This is a genomic window from Paraburkholderia edwinii (genome assembly GCF_019428685.1).
Taxonomy (GTDB): domain Bacteria; phylum Pseudomonadota; class Gammaproteobacteria; order Burkholderiales; family Burkholderiaceae; genus Paraburkholderia; species Paraburkholderia edwinii.
Map to the genome: position 1 here is coordinate 1,049,949 of NZ_CP080096.1, position 17,361 is coordinate 1,067,309.

General features: G+C 63.6%; 15 protein-coding genes. 13 read left to right on the forward strand and 2 right to left on the reverse strand.

What is annotated here, in order from left to right:
- Positions 1 to 11: 11 nt before the first annotated feature.
- The 13 genes from KZJ38_RS26445 to KZJ38_RS26505 all read left to right on the forward strand — a co-directional run bounded on the left by KZJ38_RS26445 (position 12) and on the right by KZJ38_RS26505 (position 13,940).
- The gene (locus KZJ38_RS26445) at positions 12 to 458 is read left to right on the forward strand and encodes a MarR family winged helix-turn-helix transcriptional regulator (RefSeq protein ID WP_219802838.1); all 447 of its coding nucleotides are present in this window, start codon (positions 12 to 14) and stop codon (positions 456 to 458) included.
- A 72-nt stretch (positions 459 to 530) separates the two neighbouring features.
- A complete protein-coding gene (locus tag KZJ38_RS26450) occupies positions 531 to 1,625 on the forward strand; it encodes an HlyD family secretion protein (RefSeq protein ID WP_219802840.1) in 1,095 nt (364 codons plus the stop codon).
- 69 nt (positions 1,626 to 1,694) lie between these two features.
- A complete protein-coding gene (locus KZJ38_RS26455) occupies positions 1,695 to 3,275 on the forward strand; it encodes a DHA2 family efflux MFS transporter permease subunit (RefSeq protein ID WP_219802842.1) in 1,581 nt (526 codons plus the stop codon).
- A 32-nt stretch (positions 3,276 to 3,307) separates the two neighbouring features.
- Positions 3,308 to 4,843 (forward strand): efflux transporter outer membrane subunit, encoded by a 1,536-nt coding sequence (locus KZJ38_RS26460; protein WP_219802844.1) that lies wholly within the window; start codon positions 3,308 to 3,310, stop codon positions 4,841 to 4,843.
- Between the two features lie 114 nt (positions 4,844 to 4,957).
- Positions 4,958 to 6,142 (forward strand): thiolase family protein, encoded by a 1,185-nt coding sequence (locus KZJ38_RS26465; RefSeq protein WP_219802845.1) that lies wholly within the window; start codon positions 4,958 to 4,960, stop codon positions 6,140 to 6,142.
- A 138-nt stretch (positions 6,143 to 6,280) separates the two neighbouring features.
- Positions 6,281 to 7,219, forward strand: coding sequence for a 2-dehydropantoate 2-reductase (gene panE, locus KZJ38_RS26470; protein WP_219802847.1), 939 nt, complete (start codon positions 6,281 to 6,283; stop codon positions 7,217 to 7,219).
- A gap of 153 nt (positions 7,220 to 7,372) precedes the next feature.
- Positions 7,373 to 7,675, forward strand: coding sequence for a hypothetical protein (locus KZJ38_RS26475; protein ID WP_219802849.1), 303 nt, complete (start codon positions 7,373 to 7,375; stop codon positions 7,673 to 7,675).
- A gap of 43 nt (positions 7,676 to 7,718) precedes the next feature.
- The gene (locus KZJ38_RS26480) at positions 7,719 to 8,141 is read left to right on the forward strand and encodes a hypothetical protein (RefSeq protein WP_219802850.1); all 423 of its coding nucleotides are present in this window, start codon (positions 7,719 to 7,721) and stop codon (positions 8,139 to 8,141) included.
- A gap of 474 nt (positions 8,142 to 8,615) precedes the next feature.
- The gene (locus KZJ38_RS26485; RefSeq protein ID WP_219802852.1) at positions 8,616 to 9,062 is read left to right on the forward strand and encodes an HU family DNA-binding protein; all 447 of its coding nucleotides are present in this window, start codon (positions 8,616 to 8,618) and stop codon (positions 9,060 to 9,062) included.
- A 630-nt stretch (positions 9,063 to 9,692) separates the two neighbouring features.
- A complete protein-coding gene (locus KZJ38_RS26490) occupies positions 9,693 to 11,102 on the forward strand; it encodes a circularly permuted type 2 ATP-grasp protein (protein ID WP_219802853.1) in 1,410 nt (469 codons plus the stop codon).
- A 22-nt stretch (positions 11,103 to 11,124) separates the two neighbouring features.
- Positions 11,125 to 12,075: an alpha-E domain-containing protein gene (locus KZJ38_RS26495; protein WP_219802855.1), complete on the forward strand. Its 951-nt coding sequence runs from the start codon at positions 11,125 to 11,127 to the stop codon at positions 12,073 to 12,075.
- 24 nt (positions 12,076 to 12,099) lie between these two features.
- Complete coding sequence (locus KZJ38_RS26500; RefSeq protein ID WP_219802857.1) at positions 12,100 to 12,906, forward strand: transglutaminase family protein; 807 nt, start codon at positions 12,100 to 12,102, stop codon at positions 12,904 to 12,906.
- A 140-nt stretch (positions 12,907 to 13,046) separates the two neighbouring features.
- A complete protein-coding gene (locus KZJ38_RS26505) occupies positions 13,047 to 13,940 on the forward strand; it encodes a proteasome-type protease (protein WP_219802859.1) in 894 nt (297 codons plus the stop codon).
- Between the two features lie 166 nt (positions 13,941 to 14,106).
- Here the strand turns inward: KZJ38_RS26505 and KZJ38_RS26510 are convergent, their stop codons facing one another.
- Both KZJ38_RS26510 and KZJ38_RS26515 read right to left on the reverse strand, forming a co-directional pair.
- A complete protein-coding gene (locus KZJ38_RS26510) occupies positions 14,107 to 15,312 on the reverse strand; it encodes a porin (RefSeq protein ID WP_219802861.1) in 1,206 nt (401 codons plus the stop codon).
- A 374-nt stretch (positions 15,313 to 15,686) separates the two neighbouring features.
- A complete protein-coding gene (locus KZJ38_RS26515; RefSeq protein WP_219802862.1) occupies positions 15,687 to 17,102 on the reverse strand; it encodes a YihY/virulence factor BrkB family protein in 1,416 nt (471 codons plus the stop codon).
- Positions 17,103 to 17,361: the final 259 nt, after the last annotated feature.

The window sequence follows — 17,361 nt, forward strand, 5'->3', positions numbered from 1 at the left end:
ATTTTGTGTATATGCACTCAGAAGATGAACCTATCAGCACGCCGTTGTTGCCCGACGATTGCTTCGCGATCCGGCAGGCCGCGCGTTTCGTATCTCAGATCTACGACCGGCACGTCGGCAAGGTCGGCCTGAAGATCACGCAGTTCTCGATCCTGAACCGGATTCGCCGCAGACCCGGCATCACGATGAAGGAACTGGCCGAGTGGATGGTGATGGAGCGCACGACGCTGGTGCGCGCGATCCAGCCGCTGCAGCGCGACGGCCTCGTGCGCAGCGACGCTTCGGAGGCAGATCGCCGCGCATTCCAGATGCGTTTGACGGACGCGGGCCTCGAGAAACTCCAGGAGGCGGCGAGCCACTGGCATGACGCCCAGCAAGAGTTTGAAAAGCATTTCGGCGCGCAGCGCGCCGCGTCGTTGAGGCAGGAACTGTTCGATTTGACGAAAAAGCCGCTTTAAGCAACAAAGGCAAAGGAACGCGCCTGAAGGCGCATTTTTTTAACCCCTTGAAGTGCATACGCACACGAATCTATGAGCTCAACTCCATCGACAGTCGCGCCGCCGAACGTGGCGGGAACCGCGAAGAAAACACGCCGTATCCCCTGGATGTGGCTTGCGGTTCTTTCCGTCGTCGTTGTGCTGATCGGCGCCGGCTCGTACTGGTACCTTGTCGGCCGCTTTATCGAAACCACTGACGATGCGTATGTGGGCGGCGACGTCACTGTGATGGCGCCGCGCGTGAGCGGCTTTGTGACCGACGTGCTCGTGACGGACAACCAGTTCGTGCACGCGAACCAGGTGCTGATCCGCATCGATTCGCGCGACTACGATGCGCGGCTCGCGCAGGCGAACGCCGAAGTGGAGAGCGCGCAAGCCGCGGTGACGGAGCTTCAGGCGAAGCGCACGCTGCAGCTCGCGCTGATCAACGAGCAGGCGGCCGGCGTGCACGCATCGAGTGCGGAACTGACGCGCAGCGCCGCGGACCAGTATCGCTATCGCGAACTCGTGAAAGACGAGGCGGTGTCGGACCAGGTGGTCGAGCGCGCGGATGCGGATCTGCAAAAGGCGCGTGCCGCGGTCGATCGCAGCAACGCATCGCTGATTGCCGCGCAGCGGCAGCTCAGCGTGCTCGATGCGCAAATCGGCGACGCACAGGCGCGCGTGGCGACGGCGAAAGCCGCGCAGCGCGTCGCGGAACTGAACGTCGAATACACGACCATCCGCTCGCCTGTCGACGGTTACATCGGTAACCGCACCGCGCGCGTCGGCATGCTCGCGAATGTCGGCGTTTCGCTTCTGACGGTGGTGCCGGAGCACGGCCTGTGGGTCGATGCGAACTTCAAGGAAGACCAGCTCAAGCACATGCATGCGGGCGACAAGGTCGACGTGCAGCTCGACGCATCGAGCGAGCCGATTACCGGTGTCGTGCAAAGCCTCGCGCCGGCGACGGGTGCCACTTTCAGCATCCTGCCCGCGGAAAACGCGACCGGCAACTTCACGAAGATCGTGCAGCGTGTGCCCGTGCGAATCTGGCTCGAAGTGCCGAAGAGCATGCATCACGTGTTGCGGCCGGGTTTGTCGGCGACGGTGAAAGTGCATCTGAACGAACAGCGCGCAGGCGCTTAAGTGCTCATCCATCGCGATTCCCTCGCGAGCGCTCGATAACCGCCCATCGCGCAACCCAAACTGCCCATCATGACGACTCCCGCCCACCCGCCCATCGACCCGATGAATCTGCCGATGCGCGAAAAAGTCTTCGCGTTCACGCTGATGTGCATCGGCTTTTTCATGGCGACGCTCGATATCCAGATCGTCGCGTCGTCGCTCAGAGATATCGGCGGCGGACTGTCCGCGAGCCAGGACGAGCTGTCCTGGGTGCAAACCGCGTATCTGATCGCTGAGATTCTCGTGATTCCGATGTCCGGCTGGCTCACGCGCGTGTTTTCGACGCGCTGGCTGTTCACCGCATCGGCCTTCGGCTTCACGGTAACGAGCATGCTGTGCGGCCTCGCGTGGGATATCAATTCGATGATCGTGTTTCGCGCGCTGCAAGGGGCACTCGGCGCGGCGATGATTCCGACCGTGTTTACCACCGCGTTCATGATCTTTCCGGGCAACCAGCGCCTGATCGCGTCGACGGCGATCGGCACGCTCGCGACGATCGCGCCGACCATCGGCCCGGTGATCGGCGGCTGGGTCACCGACCAGTGGTCGTGGCACTGGCTGTTCTATCTGAACCTGGTGCCGGGCGTGCTCGTGACGGTGCTGGTGCCGCGTTTCGTGCACGTCGATCACGGCGATGTATCGCTGCTCAAGCGCGGCGATTATCTCGGCATTCTGCTGATGTGCGGTTTTCTCGGCTGCCTCGAATACATGCTCGAGGAGGGGCCGCGCAAAAACTGGTTTGGCGACCATGTGATTCTTGCGTGTGCATGGATTTCCGGCATCTGCGGTTTTCTGTTCCTCGTCCATGCGTTCACCGCGAAAGAGCCGATCGTCGACCTGAAGGCGCTGGCGCTGCGCAATTTCGGCATCGGCAGCTTGCTGTCGTTCGTCACCGGCATCGGCATTTTCTGTACCGTGTATCTGACGCCGGTGTTTCTCGCGCGCGTGCGCGGCTTCGATTCGCTGCAAATCGGTCTTGCGCTGCTGTCGGTCGGCGTCTTTCAATTGATTGGGCTCGTCATGTATTCGACGGCGGCGCGGTTTATCAACCTGCGCGCGCTGCTCGTGTTCGGACTGATTCTGTTCGGCCTCGGCTGCTATCTGTATGTGCCGATCACGCACCAGTGGGGCTGGTACGAATTCCTGATTCCGCAGGCGCTGCGCGGCTTCGGCCAGCAGTTCTGTATTGCGCCGATCGTCACAATGGCGCTCGGTTCGCTGCCGCCGTCGCGGCTCAAATCGGCAAGCGGCCTGTTCAACCTGATGCGTAACCTCGGCGGCGCGATCGGCATCGCGGTGGTCAGCACGATGTTGAACGACCGCTTCAACCTCCACTACGAACGGCTCGACGAACACGTCACTGCCGGCCGGCCCGTCGTCGAATCGTTCTTGCGCGATCAGGCCGCGCATCTGTCGGCAGCCGGTGGCGATATGGTCAACGGACTGCAAGGCAGCGTCGCATCGCTGCACGCGCTGCTGACGCGCGAAGCGCTGACGCTGACCTTCGCCGACACGTTTCTTGCGGTCGCGCTGTGCTTCGTCGTCGCGCTCGTCGCGATGCTGTTTTCGAAGCCGTTCGGCTTTAGCGCGCCGCCCCCCGATGCTCACTAGAAGACTCACGAAGACTCACTAAAGGAACCGCCATGAAACCGATTCTGATGAAAGTGCTGGCTGCCGCGGCGGTGCTGACGCTCGCGGCCTGCGCGGTTCAACCCGCGACGCACGCTGATTTGCCCGAAACCGTGAAGACGGTTGCGCCGACGGCCTGGAACGTCGACGCGCCGCAAGACGCTGTCGATGCGACTACCTGGTGGACGCAATTCGGCGACCCCGTCATGCACGATCTCGTGCAGTCGGTGCTGAACGACAACCTCGATGTGAAAGCGGCCGTCGAGCGCGTGAAGCAGGCGCAGGATGACGTGAAGCAGCGCCACGCGGCGTTGCTGCCCGAACTCGATGCGACCGCGATCGCCTCGCACACGCGGCAAATCCTGCCGCCGCCACTCGGTTATGTCGACGCCGCAGGCGCCGGGCTTTCGGCAAGCTGGCAACCGGACGTATTCGGCGGCGAGCGTCTTGCCGTACTCGCCGCGAAGGCGCAGGTGTCGGGACGCCAATCCGCCCTGAACGAATTGCGGCTCGCGCTGGCCGCGAACACCGCGGCGGCCTATATCAATCTGCGCTGGGCGCAATCGGAGCTGCAGATTCTCAACGACAACGAGCAGATTCGCAGCCGCGCATTAAAGCTCACGCAAGACAGGCTCCGGTACGGACTCTCGACGCAGCTCGATGTCGCGCGTGCGCAGAATCAGCTGCAGGATCTGCAGGCGCGCATTCCGCGTGTGCAGTCGGAGATCCAGCATCAACTGAGCCTGATCGCGGTGTTTTCGGGCCGCACGCCGGAAAGCGTCAGCCAGCTCGTGCTGACCGACGCGCGTCCGATTCCGGTGCCGTCGCAAGGTGTGCCGGTCACACTGCCGTCCGAGGCGTTGCTGCGCCGTCCCGATGTGCAGACCGCGTACGCAAGGGTCGAACAGCGTGCCGCGGAGGTTGGTGTATCGCGCTCCGAGCGCTATCCGAAGTTTCAGCTTAACCTGACGGACGGGTTGCTCGCGGCGTCGTGGGTCGGTACGCCGACGCTGACCGATAACCTGTTCAGTGCCGCATTGAGCGCAACGAGCCCGATTTTCAACGCGGGCCGTATCACCGCGAATATCGATGCAAGCGAAAGCCGGATGCGCGAATCGCAACTCGGGCTGCAGCAGACGATGCTCAACGCGCTCAAGGAGATCGAGGACACGCGCAGCGACCTGGTGAGCGGCGGGACGCAGGTGGACCGGCTCGGCGGCGCGCTCGACTCTTCAGGCAAGGCGTTGAAGCTGTCGACGCAACTCTATAAAGGCGGTGCGTCGAGTTTTCTCGATGTGCTCGATGCGCAGCAGGCCTACCTCGTCGATGCCGAAGCGTTGAACGAAGCGAAGCGCACGCATGCGCAAGCAGCCGTCGCGCTGTACCGGTCGCTCGGTGGTGGCTGGAATGCCGCGGCGGATACGGCGACGGCCGCAAATACGGCAAATACGGCGAATGCGGCAAATACGGGCAATCCGGTTACGGGAGTACCTGCAATACCGGCAGCTTTGCCGGTGGCCGCTTCGTCTGCATCGGTCGCGGCCAATTAATCGGCGGGCGAGCGCGCTAACCGGCCGCTTCGACCATCGCCGCATGAACATCGGCGCCTCGCGTCCGGCGTGAGCGAGGCTTCCACGTGTAGCACTTCCTTGTGAGGAACAACGATGACTTCTCGAGATATCGTGATCAGCAATCCGGTCAGAACCGCGATCGGCGCATTCGGCGGCACGCTCAAAGACGTGCCGGCGACCGACCTGGGTGGGCTCGTCGTGCGCGAAGCAGTGCGCCGTAGCGGAATCGACGCAAGCAAGCTCGGCTCCATCGTGATGGGCAACGTCGTGCAGGCCGGCAACGGGATGAACCCGGCGCGCCAGGCCGCGATTGCTGGCGGCGTGCCGGTGTCGGTGCCGTCGCAGACGGTGAATCGCGTATGCGGCTCGGGCGCCCAGGCGGTCGTGTCGGCCGCGCAGGAAATCTGGCTTGGCTTCGGCGACGTCGCGGTCGCGGGCGGCATGGAAAATATGGACCGCGCGCCGTACCTGCTCGACAAAGGCCGCTGGGGCTACCGCATGGGTAACGCGCAGATCTATGACAGCGCGTTGTACGACGGACTCCTCGACGCGTTTTCGGGCGAGCATTCGGGCTGGCACACGGAAGACCTCGTCACGAAGCTTTCGATCACGCGCGAAGCGCAGGACCGCTGGGCCGCGCGTTCGCATCAGCGGTTCGCGGCCGCGCAAAAGCGTGGCGCGTTCGAAGCGGAACTGTTGGCGGTCGAAGTGCAGGGCCGCAAGGAAACGATCCGCTTTATCAACGACGAACAACTGCGCCCCGATACGACCGTCGAAACGCTGGCGAAGCTGCGTCCCGCCTTTCGCCGCGACGGCACGATTACGGCCGGCAATTCACCGGGCCTGAATTCGGGCGCGGCGGCCATGCTGGTCGCCGAGCGCGCTTACGCGGAAGCGAACGGCATCGAGCCGCACGCGCGCCTCGTCGCGTATGGCATCGGCGCGGTCGAGCCCGGCATGTTCGGCCTGGGCCCGGTGCCGGCGGTGCGTATGGCGGTCGAGCGCGCGGGCTGGAAGCTCACCGATGTCGAGCGCTTCGAGATCAACGAAGCGTTTGCCGCGGTGCCGCTCGCCATCATCCAGCAGCTGGGTCTCGCGGAAGACGTGGTCAACGTCGAAGGCGGCGCGGTCGCGCACGGTCATCCGATCGGCGCGACCGGCGCGATTCTCACCACGCGTCTGATTCATTCGATGAAGCGCGACGGTCTGAAGCACGGCATCGTCACGCTGTGCATCGGCGGCGGCCAGGGCATCGCGCTCGCGCTCGACATCCTCTGATTCAGCGCTCTGCCAGCGGCGAGCGCGCGCTCGCGCACGCCGCTGGCGGCGCCTGCCGTGTGCCGCACGCGTTTCTGGCCACTCCTGCATACTCACGCGTACGCTTTACTCAAGCAATCAATAGTCGAAGGAACGAAGATGCGAATTCTGGTCGTTGGCGCGGGCGCGCTAGGCGGTTATTTCGGCGGACGTCTGATTCAGGCGGGCCGCGACGTGACGTTTCTCGTGCGCGCCGGGCGTGCCGAAGAACTGAAGCGCTCCGGTCTCGTGATCAAAAGCACGTACGGCAACGCGACGCTGCGCGATGTGCCGACCGTGCTCGCCGACGGCATCCGCGAACCGTACGATCTCGTGCTGCTCAGCTGCAAGGCCTATAACCTCGACGACGCGATCGAATCGTTTGCGCCCGCGGTCGGCCCGTCGACGATGATCCTGCCGGTGCTCAACGGCATGAGCCATATCGACGCGCTCAAGGCGAAGTTCGGCGACGCGAACGTGCTGGGCGGGCTCGCCTTTATTGCCGCGACGCTGAACCGCGACCGCGAAGTCGAGCATCTGAACGAATCTCACTCGATCACCTACGGCGAGCTCGCGGGCGGCATGTCGGACCGCGTCCGCGAAATCGAGCGCACGTTCGACGGCGCCAACTTTATCTCCCAGGCGGTCGACAATATCGGCCAGCGGATGTGGGACAAATGGACGTTCCTCGCGACGCTGGCCACGAGCACCTGCGTCACGCGCGCGTCGCTCGGCGACATTCTGAAGACGCCGGACGGCAAGCGGCTCATCGATGGTCTCTACGGCGAGTGCCTCGCCGTCGCGCAACACAACGGTTTTCCGATCAGCGAGGCGGTGCAGGCGCGCGATCGCGGCGTCCTGCTCAAGGAAGGCTCACCGCTGACCGCGTCGATGCTGCGCGACATCGAGAACCGCTCGAAGATCGAAGCCGATCATATTGTCGGCGACCTGATTGCACGCGGCGCGCCGGCGCAACAGGCGGCTTCGTCGCTGTCGCTGCTGCGCGTCGCGTACACGCATCTGAAAGCATATGAAGCGCGCGAGGCGCGCGCGAGCTGAAGCGCCAGCCCATCCGCCGGCTGACCGCGCAGGCGTGTCCTCGAGCCTCGCCTCGGGGTGCGCTTCCGAAGCCAACCGGCCCGTGCTCGAAGCGCCATACGCTTGAAGTAGAATCGACGCCACGATAAAAAGCCTTGTGACAGGAGGTGAATCATGCCGAGTCCCCAAGGATCGGTGGTCGCGATCAGTTCCGCTTCTGCAACCCTGTTTTCGATCGGCATGGCGTTTCTCGGCTACTGGGGGATCAACGAGCCGGGCGGCTGGACGCGCGCCGACCGGCTCATCGCGGCGCTTGCGCTAGTCGGATTCGCCTGCCTCGGCGTCGTGCCCTGGATGGCCACCGCCCCTGTCGGCCCCGACGCCCCTGACGCGAAGATGCGCATCGCGCGGCATCTGTTTATGACGGGGGCCGCGCTTGTCTGGATCGCAATCGTCGTGGCGGTGGTGCTCATCTGAGACCGTTCCTCGCATCCTCTGCTGCAACCCGCCCTGCAATACGATGACAGACACATTGCGAACCGCCATCATCTACATCGCTTATCTGATCGATCCGCACGCCTACCCAACCGGCAGCGCACTGCCGCGCCTGATTCTCGACATCGCGGCCGCGCAGTGCGCGCTTGCCGTGCTGCTATTCGTACGGCGCGTGAGGAAGAGCGCATGGTTCGGCGTGCTCGCATTGCTGGGCGCGGTGGCCGTGCCGATCGGGTTATGGCTTGCCGGCACGCGCGAGGCGAGCATCCTCACGAACGCGCCGGTGTGGGTCTTCTGCGCGCTTCAACTGGCCGTCGCACTTTATTGGCTGGCGGCCCGGCACACACGGCTCATTGCGCACGTCGCGTTATTTATCGTGTTTGCCGTGCCTTGCGTGAGCTTGGTCGTCGCCTCGCATCTCGCCGACCCATCCCACCGCACTTACTGAACGCCGGCCGGACCGGACGAACGGACCCATCAAGCGGACGAGCAAGCCAACGAGCAAGCGGACTAGCCAGCGGCTATCCCAGGCATCTGCGCTAACCGCGCAGCCGGCTCGCGAGCGTGCGAAGGCCGGCGTGCTGACGCGGCGCCGCGGGTCGTCAGTCTCCCGGACGCCGCCGTGACTCGCGTCGATGCTTCCCATCCAACCTGCATCCAGGTGAGCATTCAGGCGCGTATCCGGACGAGCTTCCGCGTTCCAAAAGGTGGTGTACAGGTACCTACAAAATGCGACGTAATGACTTTTAACCCGTAAAACAAGCGTCAAAATGTGTCTCGTAGTCTGCGGCACGCAACAAAAGAGCGCATCGACGCATAAAAGATTCGCGCGAAACGCCTCGGCGCTTGTAGAATCCCGCGTGAAGCGTACACATGTCGTGTGCGCTTCGTGGCTCACTGACCAACAACAGGTAGGAGAAACATGCCGACTTCCGCAAAGAAGGTTGCCAAGAAGGCGACCACCGCAGCGACCAAGAAGGCCGCTGCGACGAAAGCTCCCGCAAAGAAAGCCGCGGCTAAGAAGGTCGCCGTGAAGGCGTCCGGCGCACCGTCGCCGATCAAGGACACCTTCACGAAGGCCTCGCTGGCCAATTACGTGGCTGAACGTGCGGGCGTTGAACCGAAGGCGGCCAAGGCTGTTATGGCTGCGCTCGAAGACACGATCCTCGGCACGGTCCACAAGAAGGGCGCTGGCGAATTCACGCTGTCGGGCCTTTTGAAGATCTCGGTGCAAGCTGTCCCGGCCAAGAAGAAGCGCTTCGGCAAAGACCCGTTCACGGGCGAAGAGCGCTGGTTCCCGGCCAAGCCGGCATCGGTGCGCGTCAAGGCACGTGCGCTGAAGAAGCTGAAGGACGCAGCAGCGGCCTAAGGGCTTAAATGGCCTGGCCTGATCGTCGCCGTCTTCGGGCGGTGTCGACGGACCTTGCCAATAGCGGTACTTGAATCCCCGCGAGGAACACTCGCGGGGATTTTTTATTCCGCGGTCTTTCTTCATTGTTCATTGCCGCTCGATTTGTCCAGCGCGCCTGTTCTGCCTGTTCTTTTAGCAGGCTTCTGTTATCCGGCTTCCACTAACCGGCTTCTGTTAACCCGCGTTGGTTATCCGGCTGCTCTTAACCGCCATGTTTTAACCGTCCGCTCCCCACCGGATTCCCTAACCCGGTTCCCTAACTCGGGTCGCGGCTGCCATCGAACCGGTCTTCGTGCGCTGCACCGCGCACCTTGGTAGCGCATTGCCGTCGTGCGCAGTACGATCGAATCAAGCCATTCGCGGCCGTGCTCGACGCTTGACCCGCTCAACGTACGGCATGGCGCGTTCGCAGTGCATAGTGGTGTGCGCATCGCTCGTCGCCAGGCGGTGATCGCGATGCCATCCGCGACGAGCATCGCCCGCAAAGCACGGCCCACAGTAGTGAATGGCATAACGCTTGCTTGAATCAGCCGGACCCGAATGCGCAGCGCATTCGCCTTCTATCCGACAAAAAGAGCGGGGCGTGACATGCGATGCTATGACGAGATGCGTCATCACGACGAAGCCGTGCGGCCGCACTACACGCGCTTTGCGAACTGGCTCGTGCAGCAGGGCAACGAAGCGATCGCGCGCAAACGCGCCGAGGCGGACCTGCTTTTCAGGCGCGTCGGCATCACGTTCGCCGTCAATGGCGACCTCTCCGGCACCGAGCGGCTCATCCCGTTCGACCTGATTCCACGCATCATTCCGCGCGACGAGTGGCGCACGCTCGAAGCCGGCCTGCGCCAGCGCGTGCAGGCGCTGAACCTGTTTATCCACGACGTCTATCACGACCGCAATATCGTGCGAGCCGGCGTCGTGCCCGCGGACCAGGTCTATACGAATGCGCAGTACCGGCCCGAGATGCAGGGCGTCGACGTGCCGCTCGGCGTGTATGCGCATATTGCCGGCGTGGACGTGGTGCGGGCCGGGATGGACGGCGAGTTCTATGTGCTTGAGGACAACCTGCGCGTGCCGTCCGGCGTCTCGTACATGCTCGAGAACCGCAAGATGATGATGCGGCTATTCCCCGAGCTGTTCGTGCAGAACCGTATCGCGCCGGTCGCGCATTATCCCGACCTGCTGCTCGATATGCTGCGCTCGGTCGCGCCGGCGGGCGTCGACGATCCGGTCGTCGTCGTGCTGACGCCGGGCATGTACAACTCCGCTTACTTCGAGCACACGTTTCTTGCGCAGCAGATGGGCGTCGAGCTCGTCGAAGGCAAGGATCTGTTCGTCGACGACAACTATGTATTCATGCGCACCACGCAGGGGCCGCGGCGCGTCGATGTGATCTACCGCCGCGTCGACGACGATTTTCTCGACCCGCTCGCGTTCCGTCCGGATTCGGCGCTCGGCGTGCCCGGTCTTCTGACCGCCTACCGCGCCGGCCGCGTCGCGCTCGCGAATGCGATGGGCACCGGCATCGCCGACGACAAGTCGATCTATCCGTACGTGCCGCAGATGATCGAGTTTTACCTCGGCGAAAAGCCGATTCTCAATAACGTGCCGACTTACCAGTGCCGCAAGCCCGACGATCTGGCCTATACGCTCGCGCATCTGCCCGAACTGGTCGTGAAGGAGGTGCACGGTGCGGGCGGCTACGGCATGCTCGTCGGTCCGGCCGCAACGGCTGCGGAAATCGAGGCGTTTCGCGCGCGCCTCGTGGCGCGGCCGGCCGGCTATATCGCCCAGCCGACGCTCGCGCTGTCCGCGTGCCCGACCTTCGTCGAAGCCGGCATCGCGCCGCGTCATATCGACCTGCGTCCGTTCGTGCTGTCCGGCAAGACCGTCGCGATGGTGGCGGGTGGGCTCACGCGCGTCGCGCTGCAGCAGGGGTCGCTCGTCGTCAATTCGTCGCAGGGCGGCGGGACGAAAGACACGTGGATGGTCGACTGAACAACAATAAAGGAAGGTCATTATGCTGAGCCGCACCGCCGACCACCTGTTCTGGATGGCCCGCTATATGGAGCGCGCCGAGAACACCGCGCGCATGCTCGATATCAACCTGAAAGCGCAGCTGCTGCCGCAGACCGCCGAACAGGACGCCCGCGCGCAGCGCGCGGTGCTGCGCATTTCCGAGCTCGAAAGCGCGTTTTCGCAGCGTTACGCGGAACCGACGCGCGAGCATATGCTTGACTTCATGGTGGCCGAAGCGGCCAACCCGTCGAGCATCCAGTCGTGCCTGCAGGCGGCGCGCGAAAACGCGCGCGCGGTGCGCGGCACGCTGACGACCGAATGGTGGGAAACGATCAACGACACGTGGCTCGAGTTCAACGAGCGGATCGCGGCCGGCCAGTTGTCCGGCAATCCGGCCGCCTTGTTCGAATGGGTGAAGTTCCGCTCGCACCTGTCGCGCGGGGTGACGATCGGCACCGCGCTGCAGGATGACGCGTTTTTCTTCACGCAACTCGGCACGTTTCTCGAGCGCGCGGACAATACCGCGCGGATTCTCGACGTGCGATTCGCCGACGCCGCGCCCAATTCGCGCGACGCCGCACGCCAGCTCGAAGACTTTTATTACTGGACCTCGATCCTGAGCTCGGTGTCGGCGCTCGAGATTTACCGCAAGGTCTATCGCGACGTCGTGACACCGGCGCGCGTCGTCGAACTGATGATCCTCAATTCGCAGATGCCGCGTTCGCTGCTTGCGTCGCTCGACGGCGTCTGCGCGAATCTCGCGATGCTGCGCACGGAAGGCTCGAATACCTGCGAGCGGTTTGCAGGCAAGCTTCGTGCTGAGCTGTTGTATGCCGATATCCGGCAGATTTTCGAAGCGGGGTTGCATGCGTGGCTCACGCAATTCCTCGCGCGCGTGTTCGAACTCGGCAATCTCGTCGCGCGCACCTACTTACTGCTGCCGGTGGCCTGAAGAAAGCCTGGACGGAGTACCCCTATGTTTCTGACGATCCGCCACGAAACGGTCTATCGCTACGATGCGACGGTCCACTATTCGATCCAGCAGTTGCGTCTGACGCCCGCGAGCGGCTCGGCGCAGACCGTGCGGCGCTGGTTTGTCGATGCGCCCGGCAAGCTCGATCAGACCTTCGACGCATACGGCAATGTGCTGCACACGCTCGTGATGAACCGTCCGCACGATGAGATTCGCGTGCATGTATCGGGCGAGGTCGAAACCCTGCCGCTAATCGACGGGCGCTTGAACGAGGACGCCGGTCCGATCCCGCTCGAACACTTTACGTGCAACACGCGTTTGACCGACGCGGATCCGGCGATCTGCGAGCTCGCGTATTCGGTGCCGCCGCTCGATACGCCGGCCGCGCTGATTACGATGGCCGAGCGGATCATCGAACGCGTGCCGTTCCAGTCGGGCGTGACCGAGGTGACGAGTACGGCGGCGCAGGCGCTCGCGCTTGGCCGCGGCGTGTGCCAGGACCATACGCATCTGATGCTCGCGTGCTGCCGCGCGCGCAATGTGCCGGCGCGCTACGTGAGCGGCTATATCGAGCCCGGCGAAGTCGACGATGCTGCAAGCCATGCATGGGTCGACGTCTGGCTGTCCGGCGTCGGCTGGGTGTCGGTCGACGTCACGCATGCGGCGTTCGCGTCTAATGTGTATTGCCGGCTTGCGGTCGCGCGCGATTACGAAGCGGCGTCGCCGGTGCGCGGGCGGCGCATCGGCGGGCTCGGCGAACGGCTCGACGTATCGGTTGCGGTCAGCGCGTTCGAGCAGTCGCCGCAATAACCGCGACAAGCGGGATATCAGGGGTAGAGCGATCGCGATGATCGTGGCCGGCGCTCGCGGCGCTTATACCGTTGATGGCGCTGATGGTGCTCGTGGCGCTTACAATAGCGGCGTTGTCCGTCCGCCATCAGGAATCTGTCATGACGTATTGCGTCGCACTGAGCGTCGATGAAGGGATCGTGTTTCTGTCCGATACGCGAACCAACGCCGGCGTCGACCATATCAGCACGGCGCGCAAGATGTCCGTGTTCGAGCAACCGGGCGAACGCGTGCTTGTGCTGCTCAGCGCCGGCAATCTGTCGCTCACGCAGGCAGTGCTGCGCGAGTTGTCCGAACCGTCGGATCCGCTCGAGCCGACGTTATGGACCGTTGCAACGATGGCCGATGCGGCCGGCGTGGTCGGCCGCGCGGTGCGCAACGTGCATCAGCGGGATTCGCAGGCCTTGCAGCAGTTCGGCGTCGACTTCAATTGCAGCTTCATTCTGGGTGGGCAGATCGCGCAGGGCGATCCCGACGACCCGGCTCGCGCCTTGCCGCGCCCCCGTCTTTTCATGATCTATTCGGCCGGCAACTTCATCGAGGCGTCGAGCGTCAACCCGTATTTCCAGATCGGCGAATCGAAATACGGCAAGCCGATTATCGACCGCGTGCTGGTGCCGCAGACACCGCTCGACGAAGCCGCCAAATGCGCGCTGATTTCAATGGATTCGACCTTGCGCTCGAATCTGTCGGTCGGTTTGCCGCTCGATCTGCTCGTCTATCAGAAGGATGCGTTGCGCGTCACGCGCTTCGTGACGGTGACGCAAGACAACGCCTACTACCAGATGATTCACCGCACGTGGGGCGAACGCTTGCGGCAGGTCTTCGCCGAGATTCCAGACCCGGACTGGCAGGATACGGCGGCGATTCCGCATGCCGACATCGAAGGCGAGAGCGTGCTGTATCGCGCGCCTTCGGGCGCCGCGCACGATGCGCTCGACGTGCGGCCGGCCCAAACGCTTGCGCAATCGGACAAGCCGAAAACGCCGCGCTAGGCGGGCGCCGCCGGGCGCCCCCGCCGAACATCTGCGCGACATTTGCCGGGCACGCCTCGCCAAACCTCCGCGACTCATCAAAGAAAAAAGCCAGCCTCGGCTTGCGCCTTCGGCTGGCTTCGAACTGCAGCGTAGAGCTTCACGCTGCGGAGTTTTGTTGTTGCTTTTAGAACTTGTGACGGATACCGAGGCTGATCATTTCCTGCGTGTCCTTGCCAGCCTGGAAGCCGTACGAACCGATCGAGGCCACTGCGTCGCCGGTCGTCGTCGAGTTGATGCGCTGCGTGCCGCTCGCATGCTGGTACGCGCCCATCAGGTAGATGTCGGTACGCTTCGACAGCGAGTAGTCGGCGCCGGCAGAAACCTGGTGGTAGTTCGACGACGTATCGCCCGAGCCGTGCGTCCACGTATAGCCGAGGCCCAGCAGCAGGGCCGGCGACAGCTGGTAGCCGGCGTAAGCACCTACGACGTTGAACTTTTCCTGGTTGCTGAACGCCGAGAAAGCGTCCGGCTTGTACTGCGCGAAGCTGTAACGGCCGTTGAAGGTGAACGGACCGAACACGTACTGGGCAGCCGCCGACGTGATGCTGATCGACTTCGCCGATGCGTACGCGCTGTTGATCGTCGAGCCGTCGAAGGTTGCGTCCGACGTCGCACCCGTGCTCCAGCCCGGTGCCGTGCCAAGCGGGTTCGCTGCAGTCGGCAGTGCGCCGCCGCGAGCGGCGAAGCCGTTGGCGTTGTCCATGCGGAAGTAGCCCGCGGCCACGTTGAACGGGCCCGTGCCGTACGTTGCGGCACCGCCCCACGACTGGCCGGAACCGGTCGTGCCGGCCACGCCGCCGAATGCGTACATGCCTTCGAACTGGAAGCCGCCCCACACCGGCGAGACGTACTTGAACGAGTTGTTCGTACGCGAGCTGTTGTCGTTGTTATCGACGTCACCCGGCGTGGCGAACATGCTGCCCCAGAAGTTGTCGGCCGTGATCGGCTGGATCATGTCGACGAGCGGGTCGTACTGGCGGCCCATCGTCAGCGTGCCGTACTTGTCTTGCGTCAGACCGACGTACGCTTGACGGCCAAACAGACGGCCGCCTTGCGACGATTTACCGTTGTTCGGATCGAAGCCGCTTTCCAGCTGGAAGATCGCCTTCAGGCCGCCGCCGAGGTCTTCAGTACCTTTCAAACCCCAACGATTACCTTGGATGTTGCCGGACTGCAGGTGATAGAGGTTGTCATTCGCCGGGTTCGAGTTGTGGACCCACTGGAACGCATCGTCGATGACGCCGTACAAGGTCACGCTGCTCTGGGCGTGCGCCGCGCTGGCAGCACCTAGCAGAGCCAACGAGAGGGTAGACAGTGCGATTCGTTTCATCCAAATCTCCACGCAGATGATTGTTTAGTTGTTGCGAAACGGAGAATAACGCAGGGGGTCCATGCACAAGAAACGAAAAAAATAAAGGTGTATCGAAAATGTGACAGGTAGGCGAAACCCTTGTTTCACAAGCCTAAACGTGATTATTGCAATATGGACAATGTTTTATCGTCTATCTCGCATTATTGTTGTTTTGGTGTGAGATATCGCCTGAGAATTGCATAAGTGGCTGTTTTGTGAAAGTTTTTTGTAATGTAGTTGTCTAAGGTAAATCGCTGCGCCGGGCAGGGAGTAAGCATGCTAACTGTTCGCTTTCAATTTGAGCGGGTGGACAGTCGTGCGGAAATATGGTGCGACGGCGCGGTAGAGAGGGTTCAGCGGCTGCCGCCGTTGCGGCCGGCCATGGTGGTGACGATGATCGCCGTGCCCGCTGCGACGAGCACCGAACTCCACGGGTGACGCCGCACATAGCGGTCGGCGACCGCGGCGGTGCGTCCCGCCTGGACGAGCGTGACGGCCGCCGCATGCGTCGCACGGGTTTCGGCGTGTATGACCGAGCGGCACATGTCGACGGCCTTGTCGAGCGCGCCCGGATCCTGTTTTATACCGCTGGCGGTAGTGGCCGCGGCTGCGGCTCCGGCTGATATCTCCGCTGCGGCCGCGGCAGCCTCATTGTTCACGGCGGCAGTGCCGGCGGCGGTTCTGGCGCTGCCACCCACGATCCCAGCCGGCGTCACGACCGGTGCTTGCGCTGCGCTCGCCGTCCCGGCGGCCGCCTGCGCCGGATCCAGCGATTTACCGCGCATCGGCCTGGCGTGCCGCGCCGGATCGACGCCGGCCGTCGGTGCGGCGAGCACCGACGCAATCATCGCGCGGCTGCCCGGCGGCGTGCCGTGCAAAAACGCCCATGCGCCGCGCGGGTCGTGCATCCGGCCGCGCGCCGCGGCGAATTCCGCGCCGAGCAGCAGCACGAGCGCCGAGAAGTACAACCACATCAGCAGCACCGCGAGCGAACCGGCCGCGCCGAACGAATTGGCCGTGCCCGCATGCGCGAGATAGAGCGCGAACAGCTTCTTGCCTGCTGAGAACAGCACGGCCGCGACAAAGCCGCCGACCAGCGAATCGCGCCAGCGCACAGGCGCGTCGGGCAGAAACTTCAACAGTCCCGCGAAGGCGAGCGACAGCACAAGCAGCCCCACGCCCAGTTGCAGCAGATTGCCGATCACGACATACGGCGAATCGCCCCACAGCCAGTTGCCGACGAACGTGATGCCCGCATCGAGCACGAGCGACACGATCAGCAGGAAGGCGACGCCGAGCACGAGGCTGAACGAAATCAGCCGCACCCGCACGAGCGCCAAGACGCTCGATGCGCGCGGACCGGTTGCCGGCCACACGATATTGAGCGCGCTGTTCAGCGACGAAAATGTTGCGGATGCACCTATCGCAAGCAAGACGAACGAAATGATCGCAGCCGCGCCGCCCGCGCCTCCGCTGCGGTGCGCGTTCTGCACGATCGTCGAGATTGCGGCCGCAGCGTCGTTGCCGAGCACGGTGTGCACCTGGCGATAGAGCTCGCCGCGCGCGGCTTCGCCGCCGAGAAACCAGCCGGCGACCGCAATCACCATCACCAGCGTCGGCGCGAGCGAAAACGCTGCATAGAACGCGATGCCTGCGGCCAGCGCCGGACAGCGGTTTTCGATGAACTGCCGCAGCGCGCCGACTGCCCACGATGCCTGCTTCCGGGCGGCCTTTTCGAACTTTTGCGCGGAAAGAGATTCGAGTTCCATGGCGATTCTTCCTGTCCGGGGGTGACACGGGAACTGCTCGGCGACTCATGAGACCGGCGGCGCCAGGCGCGCCGCGACGGTAGCGGTGCAATCCGTATGCCTGTTGCTGCGGTGCGGGCTCGAACACGGATCGACGCGGTCGACACGCGATCGACACGGGTTCGACGTTTGCCAGCTTAACCGCGTTTTCCCGCATGTTTGAAGGTGCCAAACCTGCGGAAGCGAACGCGGAGCGCAAAACAAGGGCAAAACGAGGGGC